Raw genomic sequence first — 16,295 nt, 5'->3', positions numbered from 1 at the left:
GGCTCGCCGCGTCAGGCCGCAAGGGTGTCGAATAGAAACACCTGCGGCGTGACGCGCTTTCGGGACGCGCCGTTGCGTCCGCTTTTAGGTCCACTACTGCGTCGATTCGGGGTCGACCGCGACGCTTCAAGCGTTGAACCTTAAGCGTCGTCCGATTCGCGCAGCCGGTCCGCGAGGGTTTGCGCAGCCGCGAAGTCCAGATCGCCCGAGTAGATCGCCCGGCCGCAGATCACGCCTTCGATGCCCTCGTCCTCGACTTCGCACAGCGACTCGATGTCCGTGAGGTTCGACAAACCGCCGCTCGCGATCACCGGAATCTTCACCGCGCGTGCGAGACGCACCGTCGCTTCGATGTTGATGCCTTGCAGCATGCCGTCGCGGCCGATGTCCGTGTAGATGATCGACTCGCAGCCGTAATCTTCGAACTTGCGCGCCAGATCGGCCACTTCATGGCCGGTCAGCTTGCTCCAGCCGTCGGTGGCGACCTTGCCGTCTTTCGCATCCAGCCCGACGATGATATGGCCGCCGAAAGCCGTGCACGCATCCTGCAGGAAGCCCGGATTCTTCACCGCAGCCGTGCCGATGATGACGTACGACAAACCGTCGTCCAGATAGCGCTCGATCGTGTTCAGGTCACGGATGCCGCCGCCCAGCTGGACGGGGATCTCGCCCCCTACTTCCTCGATGATCGCGCGAATCGCGTCTTCATTTTTCGGCTTGCCGGCGAACGCGCCATTCAGGTCGACGAGGTGCAGACGGCGGGCGCCGCGGTCGACCCAATGCCGGGCCATCGCCGCCGGTTCCTCGGAAAATATCGTCGCCTGGTCCATATCGCCCTGTTTGAGGCGTACACAGTGACCATCTTTCAGGTCGATGGCGGGAATCAGCAGCATAGCAATCGGGTGTTGTCTGGGAGGTGGTTGAAGGTCGGCGGCAGGGGCTGACAAACCAGCCCGCTACGACGCCGTTTCGCTAGTTTAGTACAACTCTTTCGACGCCCTTGCGGAGCGCCATATTGGAGCGCATGGAGCGAAATCGTCTTGCTGCGGTTGTAGCGCACGGCCGACGCCCCGCTTGTGGCGGAACGACACACGGCAACGGGATGAAGAAAGGCGCTCACGGGTTCCAGTGCACGAAGTTGCGATACACGCGCAGCCCCGCTTCGGCGCTCTTTTCCGGGTGGAATTGGGTCGCGAAGATGTTATCCCGCGCCACCGCCGAGGTAAAGGGCACACCGTACACCGTTTCGCCCGACGTGTGGGCGGCGTTGTCCGGCACGACGTAATAGCTATGCACGAAGTAGAAGAACGCGTTGTCCGCGACGCCGTCCCACAAGGGATGCGGCTGCGCCTGGCGCACGCGGTTCCAGCCCATTTGCGGCACCTTGAAGCGCGAGCCGTCGTCCTGCACCTGGCCTTCCAGGTCGAAGCGCAGGACCTTGCCGGGCAACAGGCCCAGGCCTGGCGTATCGCCCTCGGCGCTCCAGTCGAACAGCATCTGCTCGCCGACGCACACGCCCATCAGCGGCTTGGTGCGCGAGGCTTCAATAACCGCTTCCTGCAGGCCGGATTCGGCCAGACTGCGCATGCAGTCGGGCATGGCGCCCTGACCGGGCAGCACCACGCGGTCGGCCGAGCGGATCGCTTCGGGCCGATCGACGATCGCCACGTCCGCCTCCGGCGCGGCTTTGCGCAGTGCCTGGGCGACCGAGCGCAGGTTGCCCATTCCGTAATCCACAATCGCTATCGAAGTTTTCATTTCAAGTTAGGCAGCAATGCCTTCAATCCATCGACGATGAATTCCACCGCCAGCGCCGATAACATCAAACCCATGAGCCGCGTGCCGATGTTGATACCCGTGCGACCTACCCAGCGGGCAATCGGTTCGGCGAGCCGCAGCGAAAAAAAGCAGATCGCCGCCAGCACCGCACCGATCGCGATCAGACTCAGCCGGTCGTACCAGTGTGTCGAGCCGGCCGCGTAGATGATCGTGGTGCTGATCGCGCCCGGGCCGGTCAACAGCGGGATTGCCAGCGGCACGACCGCGATGTTGTCCTTCTGCTCGGCTTCGTGGCGCTCTTCCGGCGTCGAACGGCTGTTGCCGATCTGCGCGTTCAGCATGTTGATCGCCATCAGCAGCATGATGATCCCGCCGCCCACTTCGAGCGACCCGACCGAAATGCCGAAGAAGCTGATGATCTGCTGTCCGAGCAGCGTAGTCACCGCAATCACACAGAACACCGAAATCGCCGCGATGCGGATGGTTCTGCGCCGCTCGGCGTCGCCCTGATGCGCCGTGAGGCTCATGAAGAACGGGATGGCGCCGACCGGATTGATCAGCGCCAGCAGCGAAATAAACGACTTCAGAATATCCATCGCACACCGGGCGCGCGAGCGCAACCGGTCCTGGTTCTAATTCTGGTAAATGAGCTGGTAAATGAGCGCTTAAAGGCTGCCCTTGGTCGACGGAATCTGTCCCGCCGCGCGTTCGTCCAGTTCGACGGCCATGCGCAATGCGCGCCCGAACGCCTTGAACACCGTTTCCATCTGATGATGGGCGTTCAGGCCGCGCAGGTTGTCGATATGCAGCGTAACGCCGGCGTGGTTCACGAAGCCGCGGAAAAATTCAATGGAGAGATCGACGTCGAATGTGCCAATGCGTGCGCGCGTGAACGGCACATGGAATTCGAGGCCCGGACGCCCGGAAAAGTCGATCACGACGCGCGACAGCGCTTCGTCGAGCGGCACGTAAGAATGACCGTAGCGGCGAATGCCCTTGCGATCGCCGATTGCCTTCGCGACGGCCTGGCCGAGCGTGATGCCGACGTCTTCGACCGTGTGGTGGTCGTCGATATGCAGGTCGCCATGCGCTTCGATGTCGAGATCGAACAATCCATGCCGTGCGATCTGGTCGAGCATGTGATCAAGAAACGGCACACCGGTAGCCAGCTTCTGCTGACCGGTGCCGTCCAGATTGATCTTCACACGGATCTGCGTTTCGCTGGTATTGCGAACGACTTCCGCAAGGCGCATGGTAATTCCTCGAATCTAGCTAGAAAGCGATAGTAGTGTGGGATGGGAAAACGGCGGGCCGCGCGCGCCTTTCGCAGTAGGGAAAAGCGCTCACGCGGCCATTTGGCACGCCTCTCAGTGCAGCACGAGTTTCAGTCCGGCGATCAATTGGGCGTTTTCTTCGGGCGAACCGACGGTCAAACGCACACAATTGACCAGCAATGGATGCATTTTACTCACGTTTTTGATCAGAACCCGTGCTGCCAGCAGCGTTTCGAACATAACGGATGCGTCAGGCACTCGCACCAGCAGGAAGTTGCCGGCGCTCGGGAACACTTCGGCGCCCGGCAATTGGGCCACGGCTTGCGCAAGTTTCGTGCGTTCTTCGCGCAACTGCGCGGCCTGGGTGTCGAGCACATCGACGTGGTCGAGCAGGAAATCGGCGGCGGCTTGCGTCAGCACGTTGGTGTTGTAGGGCGGGCGCACCTTGTCGAATTCGGTGAGCCAGGCGGGCTTGCCGACCAGATACCCCAGGCGGATGCCGGCCAGACCGAGCTTCGACACGGTACGCATCACCACGACGTTATCGAACGCATCGGCGCGCGGCAGCCAGCTTCGCTGCGCAAACGGCTGGTACGCCTCGTCGATCACCACAAGGCTTTTGTTCGCCGCGGCGATGATGCGCTCCATGTCAGCGTCGTCGTACAGCGTGCCGGTCGGGTTGTTCGGATAGGCCAGATAGATGATCGCCGGTTCATGCTCGGCGATCGCCGCCAGCATCGCTTCGGTGTCGAGCGTGAAATCGGGCTTCAGCGGCACGCCGATGAATTCCAGATTCGCCAGCTTCGCCGACATCTGATACATCACGAAACCCGGCATCGGCGCGAGCACCTTGGCGCCCGGCTTCGCGCACGCCACCGACACCATGCTGATGATTTCATCCGAGCCGTTGCCGAGCAGCACGTCGCAACCGGCGGGCACGCTCATCACGCGCTTGATCTTTTCGATCAGCGCTTCCGGGCGCGGCGCCGGGTAGCGGTTCAGCGCAACACCGGCCAGATGCTCGCCCAGATGGGCGGCAAGCACCGGTGGCAGCGGAAACGGATTTTCCATCGCATCGAGCTTGATATAGCCCGTGGCGTCCGGAACCGGATAGCTCGTCATCGCGAGTACGTCGCGGCGGATGATGTCTTGAGGTGTCGTCATAAGTCAGTGGACCGGGCCGCACGGGAGACGCCGGCCGGGTATCGGCGGCTTGCGGATTGCCTCGGGTTGGTCTGTATTGTCGTTATTTAACGGGAAACCGCGCGAAATCCGTCGGTCAAGTTCGCGAGCATCGGTTCGATGCTCGCCTCGCGCCTGACCGGTCAGCCACGCTCGCCGCTTTGCCGCATCCGGTATTCGGCGCTGCGGGCATGCGCCTGCAGGCCTTCGCCGTAGGCGAGTTCAGCGGCGATCTCGCCGAGCGTCTGCGCACCTTCCGCACTGACCTCGATCACGCTCGAACGCTTGAAGAAATCATAGACGCCCAACGGCGACGAGAACCGCGCGGTACGCGACGTAGGCAGCACGTGATTCGGCCCCGCGCAGTAGTCGCCAAGGCTTTCGCTAGTGTAGCGGCCGAGGAAAATCGCACCGGCATGGCGGATCAGCTGGCCCCATTGATGCGGCTCCAGCGCGGAAATTTCGAGGTGTTCCGGTGCGATCTCGTTGGCGATCGCGCAGGCTTCGGCCATATCGCGCACCTTGATCAACGCACCGCGGCCTTCGAGCGACGCGCGGATCACGTCCTGGCGCGGCATGGTGGGCAACAGTTCGTTGATCGCGTCGCGCACGCGGGCGATGAATGCATCGTCCGGGCACAGCAGGATGGATTGCGCGAGCTCGTCGTGCTCGGCTTGGGAGAACAGATCCATCGCGATCCAACGCGGGTCCGTCGTGCCGTCGCACAGCACGAGAATTTCCGACGGCCCAGCGATCATGTCGATACCGACCGTGCCGAACACACGGCGCTTGGCCGACGCGACATAGGCGTTGCCCGGGCCGCAGATCTTGTCGACTGCGGGCACCGTTTCCGTGCCGTACGCCAATGCGCCCACCGCCTGCGCGCCGCCTATCGTGAACACGCGATCCACGCCGCCCAGCAGGGCAGCCGCCAGCACCAGCGGATTTTTCACGCCGTCCGGCGTCGGCACGACCATGACGATTTCGCGCACGCCGGCCACGCGGGCCGGAATCGCGTTCATCAGCACCGACGAGGGATACGCCGCCTTGCCGCCCGGCACATAGATACCCGCGCGATCCAGCGGCGTCACCTTCTGGCCGAGCACGGTGCCGTCGGCTTCCGTGTACTGCCAGCTATGACTGCCGCACTCGATCTTCTGCTTCTCGTGGTAACCGCGCACGCGCGCCGCCGCCGCTTCGAGCGCCGCACGGCGCTTCGGCTCGAGGCCTTCGAGCGCCGCTTCGAGTTCGGACATCGGCAATTCGAGCGCATCGACGCTCTTCGCCTCGACACGGTCGAAGCGGTTCGTGTACTCGAGCACCGCAGCGTCGCCGCGCGCCTTCACGTCATTCAGAATCTGCGCGACCGAGCGCTCGATTGCTTCGTCCTCACTCGCCTCGAACGCGAGCACCGCGCGCAGCGCCTTGTGAAAATCGGGCGCGCTGGAATCGAGTTTGCGAATCTTGATAGACATACGGGTATCCGTTTCGGTAAGGCGCGCGTTAAAGTTTGACCACGCGCGTGGTCAAACTATTCAGGCCGCCGCAGCGCCGGCCTTCGACGCGCGTTCGAACGCATCGAGGATCGGCCGCAGCGCAGCGCGCTTGAGCTTCAGCGCCGCCTGGTTCACAACGAGGCGCGACGAAATCTGCATGATCTCTTCCACCTCGACAAGATTGTTGGCGCGCAAGGTATTGCCCGAACTCACCAGGTCGACGATCGCGTCGGCGAGGCCGACCAGCGGCGCCAGTTCCATCGAGCCGTACAGCTTGATCAGGTCGACGTGCACGCCCTTGGCGGCAAAATGCTCGCGTGCGGTTTCAACGTACTTGGTCGCCACGCGCAGGCGTGCGCCCTGGCGCACCGCGTTCGCGTAGTCGAAACCGGCCGCCACTGCGACCGACATCCGGCAACGCGCGATATCCAGGTCGACCGGCTGATACAGCCCGCTGCCGCCGTGCTCGAGCAGCACGTCCTTGCCTGCCACGCCGAAGTCGGCTGCGCCGTATTCGACGTAGGTCGGCACGTCCGTGGCGCGCACGATGATCACGCGCAGGTTCGCGTCCGTAGTGGGCAGAATCAGCTTGCGCGAGGTTTCCGGATCTTCGGCAACTTCAATGCCGGCCGCGGCGAGCAGCGGCAGCGTCTCTTCGAAGATACGCCCTTTCGACAAAGCCAGCGTGAGCGGTGCGCTCACGGCCGGCGAAGACGAAGTTTGCGGCATCGAACTCATGCCTGGCTCCCGGCGACGCGGCGCACCTTGGCGCCGATGGCGTTGAGCTTGGTTTCCATCCGGTCGTAACCACGATCCAGGTGATAGATACGGTCGATCAGCGTTTCGCCTTCGGCGCGCAGCGCGGCGATCACGAGGCTCGCCGAAGCACGCAGGTCGGTCGCCATCACCTTCGCGCCGGACAGCTTCTCGACGCCGGTCACGAGCGCGGTGTTGCCATCGATCGTGATGCTCGCGCCGAGGCGGTTCAATTCCTGCACGTGCATGAAGCGGTTTTCGAAGATCGTCTCGACGGCTTGCGAGGTACCGTCCGCGATCGTGTTGAGCGCCATGAATTGCGCCTGCATATCGGTCGGGAACGCCGGGTATTCGGACGTGCGGAAGCTAACCGCGCTCGGACGCTTGTCCATCCGCACGCGCATCCAGTCGTCGCCTTCTTCGATCGAGACACCGGCTTCACGCAGCTTTTCGGTCACTGCTTCAAGGATTAGCGGACGCACGCGACGCAATGTGACATCGCCGCCGGCAGCAGCGACCGCGCACAGGAACGTGCCGGCTTCAATGCGATCCGGAATCACCGTGTGCTTTGCACCATGCAGCTTGTCGACACCCTGAATCACCAGACGGTCGGTGCCGATGCCTTCGATCTTCGCGCCCATCTCGACCAGCAGATGCGCGAGGTCGCCCACTTCCGGCTCACGCGCGGCGTTCTCGATGACCGTCTCGCCCTCGGCCAGCACCGCCGCCATCAGCAGGTTTTCGGTACCCGTCACCGTAATCATGTCGGTCACGATGCGCGCGCCCTTCAGACGCTTCGCACGCGCTTCGATGAAGCCGTGCTCGATCGTGATCTCGGCGCCCATCGCCTGCAGACCCTTGATGTGCTGATCCACCGGACGCGCGCCGATTGCGCAGCCGCCCGGCAGCGACACCTTGGCGTGACCGAAGCGCGCAACCAGCGGGCCGAGCACCAGGATCGACGCACGCATAGTCTTCACGAGTTCATACGGCGCGACGAGGTTATCGACCTTCGACGCATCCAGAGACACGCGCCCCTCGCCGCTCTCGATGCGCACGCCCATCTGACCGAGCAGCTTCAGCATCGTGCGCACGTCCTGCAAGTCGGGCACGTTATCCAGATGCACCGGCTCCGCGCTGAGCAGACTCGCGCACAGGATCGGCAACGCCGCGTTCTTGGCACCTGAGACGACGACTTCACCCGACAGCGGGTAGCCACCTTCAATGACGAGTTTATCCATGCCTGTCAGTTCCTGATTGACCCGGACTTCAGCCGGGCCTGCTGTGACTGTGTTCGACGCGCCGCTACCGGCGTCGCGCCCTTCTTGAGTAATTCGCACTAAATTTCCAGATTACGCGGTCTGCCATTCGGCGGGCGTCAGCGTCTTCATGCTGAGCGCGTGGATTTCTTCGCGCATGCGGTCGCCGAGCGCCGCGTACACGAGTTGATGGCGCTGGATCAGACGCTTGCCTTCGAAGCTCGGCGAGACGATGGTCGCAAAGAAATGCTGACCGTCGCCTTCGACTTCGAGATGCTGGCAAGCGAGCCCAGCCGCGATGTATTGCTTGACCTGCTCGGGAGTCGGCAACATAAGAGATGCTCCTGATCAGTGGCGCAGTTTGTAGCCGGAAGCGAGCATGCGCATCGCCACCACGGCCAGCACCACAAAGAAACCGGCAACGATCGCAAGGCTCACGAGCGGATTGATATCCGACATCCCGAAGAAACCGTAGCGAAAGCCGTCGATCATGTAGAAAAAGGGATTGAGCCGCGACACTTCGCGCCACACCGGTGGCAGCGTATGCGTCGAGTAGAACACGCCCGAGAGGAACGTGAGCGGCATAATCAGAAAGTTTTGGAATGCAGCAAGCTGATCGAACTTTTCGGCCCAGATGCCTGCGATCAAACCGAGCGTGCCGAGAATCGCCGCGCCGAAAATCGCGAACGCGATGATGTAAAGCGGCGCGCTGAAGCTGACCGGCACGAACCAGATCGTCACGATGAACACGCCGAAGCCGACCGCCAATCCGCGCGCCACGGCAGCGAGCACATAGGCGCCGAACATCTCGTAGTGCGAGAGCGGCGGCAGCAGCACGAACACCAGGTTGCCGGTGATCTTCGACTGGATCAGTGAAGACGAGCTATTTGCAAACGCGTTCTGCAACACGCTCATCATCACGAGGCCGGGAATCAGGAAGCTCGTGTACTCGACGCCAGGATAGACCTCAACGTGACCGCGCAACGCGTGGCCGAAAATCGTCAGATACAGCAGCGCGGTGATGACCGGCGCCAGCACGGTCTGGAACGACACCTTCCAGAAACGCAGGATTTCCTTGTAAAACAGCGTGCGAAAGCCGCTCATGCCAGCCCCTCGATCACTTCCGGACCGTTCATCACCTGAACGAACACATCTTCGAGGTCGGCTTTGCGGACCTCGATTTCTTCGAATGTACAGCCCGCTGCGCGGCACAGCGCGAGAATCCGCTCGACGTCGTCATAGCTCACGAGCCGCAGCAGATGCTGGCGGCCGTTGCCGTTGCCCGCGCCGCCTTCGGCTTCGAGCGGACGCAGTTCGGCGGGCAGCACGCCTTGCGCGAAGCGCACGAACAACTGCATGCCCGCGAAGCGTTGCAGCAAGGTGCTGGTGCGCTCCAGCGCGACGACTTCGCCGCGGCGCAGCATCGCAATCCGGTCGCACAGCGATTCGGCTTCTTCCAGATAGTGCGTGGTCAGCACGATCGTGTGCCCTTCGCGATTCAGGCGCGAAATGAATTTCCACAAGGTTTGACGCAGCTCGACGTCGACGCCCGCGGTCGGCTCATCGAGCACGATCACCGGCGGCCGATGCACCAGCGCCTGCGCCACGAGCACACGGCGCTTCATGCCGCCCGACAGCGCGCGCATGTTGGCGTCGGCTTTGTCGGTGAGGTCGAGATTGGCCATGATCTCGTCGATCCACGCGTCGTTATTGCGCAGCCCGTAGTAGCCGGACTGGATGCGCAAGGTTTCGCGCACAGTGAAAAACGGATCGAACACGAGCTCCTGCGGCACCACGCCGAGCGCGCGGCGCGCGTCGCGGAAATCGCTGACTACGTCATGCCCGTGCACCGCGATGCTGCCTTCATCGGCGCGCGCGAGACCGGCAAGGATGCTGATGAGCGTCGTCTTGCCCGCGCCGTTCGGACCGAGCAGTCCGAAGAACTCGCCTTCTTCCACCGTGAGGCTGACGCCCTTGAGCGCCTGCAAGTCCTTGTAGCGCTTCTTGACGTTACGAATTTCTATGGCTGACATGACTGTGGGCCGCGTGCGGAGCGGCGCCTAAAGGAGCCCTGAGGGGGCGCAAAAGTGCTGGAACGGACGAAATTGGGGCCGGTTATGTGCCCCAAAAAACGTTTGATTATAGGGCAAAAATCGGCAGCCCCGGCTGAGCCGGGGCGATTGGAAGTGACGCTATTGGAGCGTCAATGTCGCGCTGATAAGAGGGTGCCGACGCCGTAGGCTTGCGCGAGGCTGGCGAGACCAGCCGGCAGGTTGACGATCTCGAACGCGATGCCGCGGGCCTGGGCGGCACGCTCCCACGCGAGCAGGACGGCAAGCGCGGACGAATCGAATTGCGCGAGCGGCGCACAATCCACGCCGGTCGCGCCCGCAGCGATGCGCTGCAAACCCGCCTCGAGCGCGGCTTTCGCGCTCCCGAGGGTCAGCGTCGCGCCGCTTTCGAAGCGGCTTACGACGGCATTCAGCACTTCGCTCACGACTGCTTGCCCGCGGCGAGTTGCTGGTTACGCTGCGTGAGGAACTGGATCAGTCCGTCCACGCCTTTCTGCTGGATCTGTTCGTTGAACTGTTGCTGATACGCCTGAATCAGCCACGCGCCGAGCACGTTGATGTCATACACGCGCCAGCCGTTCGGCGTCTTGTACAGACGGTAGTCGAGTTCGATCGGCGAGCCGTTGTTCATCACGACCGAGCGCACCACCGCGTCGGTGTCGTCCGGGTTCATGCGGAACGGCTTGTACTGGATCTGCTGGTCGCGGACCTGGGCGAGCGCGCCCGAGTACGTGCGGATCAGCAGCATCTTGAACTGCTCGACCACAGCGCTCTGCTGCTCCGGCGTCGCGGTGCGCCAGTTGCGGCCCATTGCCAGTTGCGTGGTGCGGCGGAAATCGGTGTACGGCAGGATCTTTTCGTTGACGAGCTTGGTGATGTGGGTGATGTCGCCCTGCTGGATCGACTTGTCGGCGTGGATCGCGTCGATCACCTGCTGGGTGACGGTCTTGACCAGCGTATCGGGCGAACTCGAGTCGACAGTTTGTGCCGATGCACCGGCACTTCCGAACGAGAACAACGCAACGAAGAACGGAATCAGGAATAATTTTTTCATTTCGAGCCTTGCCTTAAAAATAGTGCAACCGTTTGAGCCGACATTAACACGCGAGTTCAGCAACAATCCATGCGCAAACTGCGAGAGTCGTATCGAGGTGTTACGGCAGCACGATCAACGCAATTTGAATGACGGAAAGTTGAAACGCGTCGGCGGGACCAGCTGACCGGCCGGAATCTGCGTGGTTTCCGGACCGCCGTTCAGGTCGAGCGGCGGCGTTTCGACGCTGCCGGAAGCGGCTTCCGGCGCAGCCGCCGTGCCGGTTGCACCTGTGGTGGCGCCAGCCGCCGAAGCCGCTTGCGGCGGCGTTGCGGCGGTCGCACCGGACGCGGCCGATGCTTTCGCGGCAGCACCCTGCGTGCCTGCCGGCGCAGCAGCCGCGCCGCCGTCGACGTCTTCGTACTTCGGCAACCCTGCTTCATCGCCGTAGTTCGGCAGCGACTGCGATTGCTTGCCGTCCGACAGCAAATACTGGCGGCGTTGCAGATACGCGTTACGCACGAACGAATACTTGTCGAGCGCGGCGCCTTCCAGCACGTCGCTCGCATTCAACAGATTCGCGCGCGTGTTGACCACGTTCAGGCCGTACAGCGCCCAGCTCAGACCCGGCGGATTGATGTAACTGAGCGGATTCACATAGTAATTGCCGATCGAGCCGACCGCGTCGCGCACCGTGCTCGGCCCGAACAGCGGCAGCACGAGGTACGGCCCCGCCGGCACGCCGTAGTGGCCGAGCGTCAGGCCGAGGTCGTTGTCGTGCTTGGGCAGCTTGGCGAGCGTCGCCACGTCGAACAGGCCGCCGACACCGAACACCGTGTTGATCACGATCCGCATGATGTCTTCGACGCCATCGGTGATCTTCAACTGCAGCAGATTGTTCGCCGCGATGTAGACGTCGCCGATGTTCGAGAAGAAGTTGGTGACGCTGTCGCGCACCGGCTGCGGCGTCGCCCAGACATAGCCCTTCGCGGCCGGTTTCAGCGCGTACTGGTCGAGCTTGTCGTTGACGGTGAAGATCGTGCGATTCAAGCCCTCGAGCGGGTCGCCCTTGGTCGGCGTCTGCACGGTCGAGCAGCCGGCGAGCGTAGCAGCCGCGAGCGCGAACGTCGCTATCTGGACGGTGCGCACGCCTCGTTTGCGTAGGGTCTGCATTTTTATTCTCCTTATTGACCGGCCGCACCAGAGGCGGGCGGAGTCGGCGCCACCGGCGCGGGCGCCGTGGCGGGGGCAGTCGCAGGGGCGGCCGAACCCGCGCCCGGCTTGGATGCGCCCGAGTCCGCGGCCTTGCTATACAGGAATTGTCCGATCAGGTTTTCCAGCACGATCGCCGATTGTGTCATCGAAATCGTGTCACCCGCTTTAAGCATCTCGCTATCGCCACCGGGTTCGAGCCCGATGTATTGCTCGCCCAGCAGACCCGAGGTCAGGATCTTTGCCGAGGTGTCTTTCGGAAACGGGTATTGCTTGTCGATATCGATCGTGACGACAGCCTGATACGCGTTGCTGTCAAAGCCGATCGAGGCAACCCGGCCGACCGTCACGCCCGCGCTCTTCACCGGCGCGCGCGCCTTCAGTCCACCGATATTGTCGAACTTGAGCTTGACCGGGTACGTTGCCTGAAACGACAACGAGCTCATGTTGCCGGCCTTCAGCGCGAGAAACAGCAACGCCACGAAACCCAACACCACGAACAGGCCGACCCAGAAGTCGAGAGCAGTCTTTTTCATCGTCATCCCAAAGTGAATCCGCCACGCTGCTCCCGCTCCCGTCACGCGCAACCCGAGGCGCGCCCGCCGAGCGGAAACGTGCAGCGCAGTTTTAGCTGAACATCAGTGCGGTCAGCAGAAAATCGAGGCCGAGCACCGCAAGCGACGCGTACACGACCGTCTTGGTCGTGGCGCGCGACACGCCTTCCGGCGTCGGCTTGGCTTCGTAGCCCTGATACAGCGCCACGAAGGTCACCGCGAGGCCGAACACCACGCTCTTGACGACCCCGGCACCCACGTCGCGCCAGACATCGACGCCGCCTTGCATCTGCGACCAGAACGCGCCGGCGTCGACGCCGATCAGCAGCACGCCCACCACGTAACCGCCGAACACGCCGACCGCGCTGAAAATCGCTGCCAGAATCGGCATGGAAATGATGCCCGCCCACAGGCGCGGCGCCACCACCACCTTCACCGGATCGACCGCCATCATTTCCATCGCGGTCAATTGCTCGCCCGCCTTCATCAAGCCGATCTCGGCCGTGAGCGACGTGCCGGCGCGGCCTGCGAACAGGAGCGCCGTGACCACCGGCCCGAGTTCGCGCACCAGCGAAAGCGCGACCAAGAGCCCCAACGCCTGCTCGGAACCGTAGCGGTTCAGCGTGTAATAACCCTGCAAGCCGAGCACGAAGCCGACGAACAGCCCCGACACGGCGATGATCACCAGCGAATAATTACCCACGAAGTGGATCTGCTTCGTGACAAGGCGCGGCCGGCGCAACAGCGGGAAAAACTCGAGCAGCAGCCGGAAGAAGAAACGCGTGGCGTGGCCGGCCGTGCCCATCCCGTCGATCACCCAGCGACCAAGCGCACTGATCATGACTGACCTCCGCCGATGCCGAAGTCCGCCGCGAGCGGCGTCTTGCTGGGGTAATGGAATTTGAACGGGCCATCCGGCGCGCCGTCGATGAACTGGCGCACCGTAGGATCGGTCGACGCGCGCAGTTCGGCCGGCGTGCCTTCGGCATGCACCCCGCCGTTGGCGAGGAAATAGACGTAATCGGCAATCGCGAACGATTCCGGCACGTCGTGCGTGACGAGAATCGAAGTCGCGCCAAGTGCCTGATTCAGCGCGCGAATCAGGTTCGCGGTGATGCCGAGCGAGATCGGATCGAGGCCGGCGAACGGCTCGTCGTACATCATCAGATCGGGGTCGAGCGCAATTGCACGGGCCAGTGCCACACGCCGCGCCATACCGCCCGAAATCTCCGACGGCGCCAGGTCGCGCGCGCCGCGCAACCCGACCGCGTTGAGCTTCATCAACACGAGGTCGCGAAGCAGTTCTTCGGGGAGGTCGGTGTGCTCGCGCAGCGCGAAGGCAACGTTTTCGAACACCGACATGTCGGTGAACAACGCGCCGAACTGGAACAGCATGCCCATCTTGCGGCGCAGCGCGTACAGGCCTTCGCGCGTTTGTGCGCCGATGTCCTGGCCTTGAAACAGGATCTGGCCGCGCTGGGCGCGCACCAGACCGCCGATCAGGCGCAGCACTGTGGTTTTGCCGCAACCCGAGCCGCCCATGACCGCGACGACCTGGCCGCGCTTGAAGCGCAGATTCAGGTTCGACAGGACGAGCCGGTCGCCATAACCGAAGTCGACGTCACGCAACTCGAGTAAGGTCTCGGGGGAGGAAGACACGAAACTGACAGTCCTTTTACACGGAAGGCCGAATTATAGGGCCATCATGCAAAAGCTGCCGTGAGGTGCCCTGTCCCTTTACTGAACTTGACGATTATTGCGTAAACGCATGTTGCAACGCAGAAACCGCGGCAGCCGGGTCGGCAGCCTCGGTCACGGCGCGCACGACGGCCGCGCAGCCCACGCCCGTCGCCAGCACGTCCGGCAGCACCTGCAGATCGATCCCGCCGATCGCCACCAGCGGCACGACGCCATCGAGCAGGCGGACATACCGTGCCAAACGCTTGAGGCCCTGCGGCGCGGTCGGCATGACCTTGGTGGTGGTCGGGAACACTGCCCCCAACGCAATGTAGCTGGGCCGGAAGTGCAGTGCCTTCAGAATCTCGTAGAAACCGTGCGTCGATAGACCGAGCCGAATGCCGGCTGTGGCGAGCGCCGCCAGATCGGCCGTGTGCAGGTCTTCCTGGCCGAGGTGAACGCCGTAGGCGCCCGCTTCCAGCGCGGCTTGCCAGTGATCGTTGATGAAAACCTGGGCATCGCGCGCGCGGCCCGCAGCGACACAGCGGGCGATTTCGCGCTTCAGCTCATCAGCGGGTTCGGCCGATTTGCGGCGCAACTGGACCGTTTTCACGCCGAAGCCCACCACCCGTTCGACCCACTCCGCGGTCGGCAGCACCGGGTAAAGACCCAGCCGGTCGGGACAACGCGCGAACGCTTGCGCCGGCGCGGCCGGCAGGCCAGCGAGGCGCGGGAAGCGCGCGATATCCGCCGGAAATGCGTCGTCGGCTTTGGTTTCGTCGCCGTCGCGCCACGCCAGAGCCAGCACCAGCGCGTCATGCGGGTCGAAACCGCAGTCTAGGAACGCAGCCAGCGCGGGAATCCAGTCTTCCGCCAGATGACCTTCCATCTGGTATTTCTCGCCGCCCAGATGGAGCACCGCCGTATTTTCCGCGGCGACGATCACACCGGCGCCCTGCACCAGCCAGCGCGCCACCTGCTCGCCATGCGGCTGCGCGTCGGCGACGACGATCAGGTCACCGCCGTTCGGCTCGTCCGGCGCGGTCAGGCAGATGCGCCACGGCGCATGCGTCGGCGGCCACTCGCCCAGCCGGGCGCGAATCCGCTCGGCCGCTTCGGTGAGTTCATCGGCGGGCGGCCAGAAGAGGTCGCGGCCAGTTAAAGGCAAAGTTTGCGTCATGCGGCGCTCCCGTCTTGATGCCAGAACGGCATGCCGACCACCGGCGTGCTCGCGTGCGCGCTTTCACGCTCGGCCATCGGCCCCGCCAGAAAAGCCTGGCGGCCCGCTTCAACGCCCAGCGCAAAGGCGCGCGCCATTGCGTCGGGATGGGTCGCCTGCGAAACGGCGGTGTTCAGCAGCACGCCGTCGAAGCCCCACTCCATCACTTGCGCCGCGTGCGACGGCACGCCGAGGCCGGCGTCGACGATCAGCGGCACATCCGGCAGGCGTTCACGCAACACGCGCAGACCGTACGGATTGATGACGCCCTTGCCGGTGCCGATCGGCGCGCCCCACGGCATCAGCGCCTCGCAGCCCGCATCGAGCAGACGGCGGCCGATCACCAGATCTTCGGTGCAATACGGCAGGACCTTGAAGCCGTCCTTGATCAACTGTGCAGCCGCTTCGATCAGGCCGACCGGATCGGGCTGCAGTGTGTAGTCGTCGCCGATCAGTTCGAGCTTGATCCAGTCCGTTTCGAAGATTTCGCGCGCCATGTGCGCGGTCGCCACCGCCTCGCCGACGGTCAGGCAGCCAGCGGTATTGGGCAACAGCGGTACGCCGTGGCGCTTGAGCAGGTCGAAGAAACCGGCTTCGGCGCCGCCTTCGTTCATCTGCCGGCGCAGCGCAACGGTCACCATGCCAGGCCGTGCTGCGTCGATCGAATCGGACAGCGATTGCAGCGACGGATAGCGCGAGGTGCCGAGCAGCACGCGGCTCGCGAAGGTTTGGCCGTAGAGCGTGAGTGCGTCGGCGGTTTGGGGGGCAGTCATTTGCATAGT

At 63.5% G+C, this 16,295-nt stretch carries 19 protein-coding genes; all 19 read right to left on the bottom strand.

The genetic code is table 11. The features are described from left to right. Positions 1 to 140 precede the first annotated feature (140 nt). Entirely contained in the window at positions 141 to 893 is a 753-nt protein-coding gene (hisA, locus tag GNZ13_RS20015) for a 1-(5-phosphoribosyl)-5-[(5-phosphoribosylamino)methylideneamino]imidazole-4-carboxamide isomerase (RefSeq protein ID WP_074766046.1), read from the bottom strand. 223 nt (positions 894 to 1,116) lie between these two features. After that, positions 1,117 to 1,758 (bottom strand): imidazole glycerol phosphate synthase subunit HisH, encoded by a 642-nt coding sequence (gene hisH / locus GNZ13_RS20010; protein ID WP_172167444.1) that lies wholly within the window; start codon positions 1,756 to 1,758, stop codon positions 1,117 to 1,119. Further along, on the bottom strand, positions 1,755 to 2,375 hold the full coding sequence (locus tag GNZ13_RS20005; RefSeq protein ID WP_172167442.1) for a YchE family NAAT transporter: 621 nt from the start codon (positions 2,373 to 2,375) through the stop codon (positions 1,755 to 1,757). Before GNZ13_RS20005 ends, hisH begins: the two co-directional genes overlap by 4 nt. Positions 2,376 to 2,444: 69 nt before the next feature. Beyond that, complete coding sequence (gene hisB, locus GNZ13_RS20000; protein WP_169487575.1) at positions 2,445 to 3,032, bottom strand: imidazoleglycerol-phosphate dehydratase HisB; 588 nt, start codon at positions 3,030 to 3,032, stop codon at positions 2,445 to 2,447. A gap of 114 nt (positions 3,033 to 3,146) precedes the next feature. Then, on the bottom strand, positions 3,147 to 4,217 hold the full coding sequence (gene hisC / locus GNZ13_RS19995) for a histidinol-phosphate transaminase (RefSeq protein ID WP_172167440.1): 1,071 nt from the start codon (positions 4,215 to 4,217) through the stop codon (positions 3,147 to 3,149). Positions 4,218 to 4,378: 161 nt separating this feature from the next. Then, the gene (hisD, locus tag GNZ13_RS19990; protein ID WP_172167438.1) at positions 4,379 to 5,710 is read right to left on the bottom strand and encodes a histidinol dehydrogenase; all 1,332 of its coding nucleotides are present in this window, start codon (positions 5,708 to 5,710) and stop codon (positions 4,379 to 4,381) included. Positions 5,711 to 5,770: 60 nt separating this feature from the next. Further along, on the bottom strand, positions 5,771 to 6,469 hold the full coding sequence (gene hisG, locus GNZ13_RS19985) for an ATP phosphoribosyltransferase (RefSeq protein WP_172167436.1): 699 nt from the start codon (positions 6,467 to 6,469) through the stop codon (positions 5,771 to 5,773). Then, complete coding sequence (gene murA, locus GNZ13_RS19980; protein ID WP_407945648.1) at positions 6,466 to 7,827, bottom strand: UDP-N-acetylglucosamine 1-carboxyvinyltransferase; 1,362 nt, start codon at positions 7,825 to 7,827, stop codon at positions 6,466 to 6,468. Before murA ends, hisG begins: the two co-directional genes overlap by 4 nt. A gap of 12 nt (positions 7,828 to 7,839) precedes the next feature. Next, positions 7,840 to 8,079, bottom strand: coding sequence for a BolA family protein (locus tag GNZ13_RS19975; protein WP_063497505.1), 240 nt, complete (start codon positions 8,077 to 8,079; stop codon positions 7,840 to 7,842). Positions 8,080 to 8,094: 15 nt separating this feature from the next. Next, positions 8,095 to 8,850, bottom strand: coding sequence for an ABC transporter permease (locus GNZ13_RS19970; protein WP_172167434.1), 756 nt, complete (start codon positions 8,848 to 8,850; stop codon positions 8,095 to 8,097). After that, positions 8,847 to 9,779: an ABC transporter ATP-binding protein gene (locus tag GNZ13_RS19965; RefSeq protein WP_172167432.1), complete on the bottom strand. Its 933-nt coding sequence runs from the start codon at positions 9,777 to 9,779 to the stop codon at positions 8,847 to 8,849. Before GNZ13_RS19965 ends, GNZ13_RS19970 begins: the two co-directional genes overlap by 4 nt. Before the next feature lie 170 nt (positions 9,780 to 9,949). Then, on the bottom strand, positions 9,950 to 10,243 hold the full coding sequence (locus GNZ13_RS19960) for an STAS domain-containing protein (RefSeq protein ID WP_172167430.1): 294 nt from the start codon (positions 10,241 to 10,243) through the stop codon (positions 9,950 to 9,952). Further along, positions 10,240 to 10,872 (bottom strand): MlaC/ttg2D family ABC transporter substrate-binding protein, encoded by a 633-nt coding sequence (locus tag GNZ13_RS19955; RefSeq protein WP_172167428.1) that lies wholly within the window; start codon positions 10,870 to 10,872, stop codon positions 10,240 to 10,242. Before GNZ13_RS19955 ends, GNZ13_RS19960 begins: the two co-directional genes overlap by 4 nt. Positions 10,873 to 10,986: 114 nt before the next feature. After that, entirely contained in the window at positions 10,987 to 12,024 is a 1,038-nt protein-coding gene (locus tag GNZ13_RS19950) for an MlaA family lipoprotein (protein ID WP_172167426.1), read from the bottom strand. 11 nt (positions 12,025 to 12,035) lie between these two features. Continuing rightward, complete coding sequence (gene mlaD / locus GNZ13_RS19945; protein WP_172167424.1) at positions 12,036 to 12,599, bottom strand: outer membrane lipid asymmetry maintenance protein MlaD; 564 nt, start codon at positions 12,597 to 12,599, stop codon at positions 12,036 to 12,038. 91 nt (positions 12,600 to 12,690) lie between these two features. Then, complete coding sequence (mlaE, locus tag GNZ13_RS19940) at positions 12,691 to 13,458, bottom strand: lipid asymmetry maintenance ABC transporter permease subunit MlaE (RefSeq protein ID WP_172167422.1); 768 nt, start codon at positions 13,456 to 13,458, stop codon at positions 12,691 to 12,693. Further along, positions 13,455 to 14,276 (bottom strand): ABC transporter ATP-binding protein, encoded by an 822-nt coding sequence (locus tag GNZ13_RS19935; protein WP_172167421.1) that lies wholly within the window; start codon positions 14,274 to 14,276, stop codon positions 13,455 to 13,457. The genes mlaE and GNZ13_RS19935 overlap by 4 nt, the downstream gene beginning before the upstream one ends. A 94-nt stretch (positions 14,277 to 14,370) precedes the next feature. After that, the gene (gene thiE, locus GNZ13_RS19930; RefSeq protein ID WP_172167419.1) at positions 14,371 to 15,474 is read right to left on the bottom strand and encodes a thiamine phosphate synthase; all 1,104 of its coding nucleotides are present in this window, start codon (positions 15,472 to 15,474) and stop codon (positions 14,371 to 14,373) included. After that, positions 15,471 to 16,286 (bottom strand): thiazole synthase, encoded by an 816-nt coding sequence (locus GNZ13_RS19925; RefSeq protein ID WP_172167417.1) that lies wholly within the window; start codon positions 16,284 to 16,286, stop codon positions 15,471 to 15,473. Before GNZ13_RS19925 ends, thiE begins: the two co-directional genes overlap by 4 nt. Positions 16,287 to 16,295: the final 9 nt, after the last annotated feature.

The organism is Paraburkholderia elongata (assembly GCF_013177735.1).
Taxonomy (GTDB): Bacteria; Pseudomonadota; Gammaproteobacteria; order Burkholderiales; family Burkholderiaceae; genus Paraburkholderia; species Paraburkholderia elongata.
The sequence above is the reverse complement of the archived record's forward strand: the minus strand, read 5'-3'. Positions and strand labels throughout refer to the sequence as shown.

Coding starts and splice junctions, on each gene's coding strand:
- hisA (WP_074766046.1), bottom strand. CDS start 893: ATGCTGCTGATTCCCGCCATCGACCTGAAAGATGGTCACTGTGTACGC.
- hisH (WP_172167444.1), bottom strand. CDS start 1,758: ATGAAAACTTCGATAGCGATTGTGGATTACGGAATGGGCAACCTGCGC.
- GNZ13_RS20005 (WP_172167442.1), bottom strand. CDS start 2,375: ATGGATATTCTGAAGTCGTTTATTTCGCTGCTGGCGCTGATCAATCCG.
- hisB (WP_169487575.1), bottom strand. CDS start 3,032: ATGCGCCTTGCGGAAGTCGTTCGCAATACCAGCGAAACGCAGATCCGT.
- hisC (WP_172167440.1), bottom strand. CDS start 4,217: ATGACGACACCTCAAGACATCATCCGCCGCGACGTACTCGCGATGACG.
- hisD (WP_172167438.1), bottom strand. CDS start 5,710: ATGTCTATCAAGATTCGCAAACTCGATTCCAGCGCGCCCGATTTTCAC.
- hisG (WP_172167436.1), bottom strand. CDS start 6,469: ATGAGTTCGATGCCGCAAACTTCGTCTTCGCCGGCCGTGAGCGCACCG.
- GNZ13_RS19975 (WP_063497505.1), bottom strand. CDS start 8,079: ATGTTGCCGACTCCCGAGCAGGTCAAGCAATACATCGCGGCTGGGCTC.
- GNZ13_RS19970 (WP_172167434.1), bottom strand. CDS start 8,850: ATGAGCGGCTTTCGCACGCTGTTTTACAAGGAAATCCTGCGTTTCTGG.
- GNZ13_RS19965 (WP_172167432.1), bottom strand. CDS start 9,779: ATGTCAGCCATAGAAATTCGTAACGTCAAGAAGCGCTACAAGGACTTG.
- GNZ13_RS19955 (WP_172167428.1), bottom strand. CDS start 10,872: ATGAAAAAATTATTCCTGATTCCGTTCTTCGTTGCGTTGTTCTCGTTC.
- GNZ13_RS19950 (WP_172167426.1), bottom strand. CDS start 12,024: ATGCAGACCCTACGCAAACGAGGCGTGCGCACCGTCCAGATAGCGACG.
- mlaD (WP_172167424.1), bottom strand. CDS start 12,599: ATGAAAAAGACTGCTCTCGACTTCTGGGTCGGCCTGTTCGTGGTGTTG.
- mlaE (WP_172167422.1), bottom strand. CDS start 13,458: ATGATCAGTGCGCTTGGTCGCTGGGTGATCGACGGGATGGGCACGGCC.
- thiE (WP_172167419.1), bottom strand. CDS start 15,474: ATGACGCAAACTTTGCCTTTAACTGGCCGCGACCTCTTCTGGCCGCCC.
- GNZ13_RS19925 (WP_172167417.1), bottom strand. CDS start 16,286: ATGACTGCCCCCCAAACCGCCGACGCACTCACGCTCTACGGCCAAACC.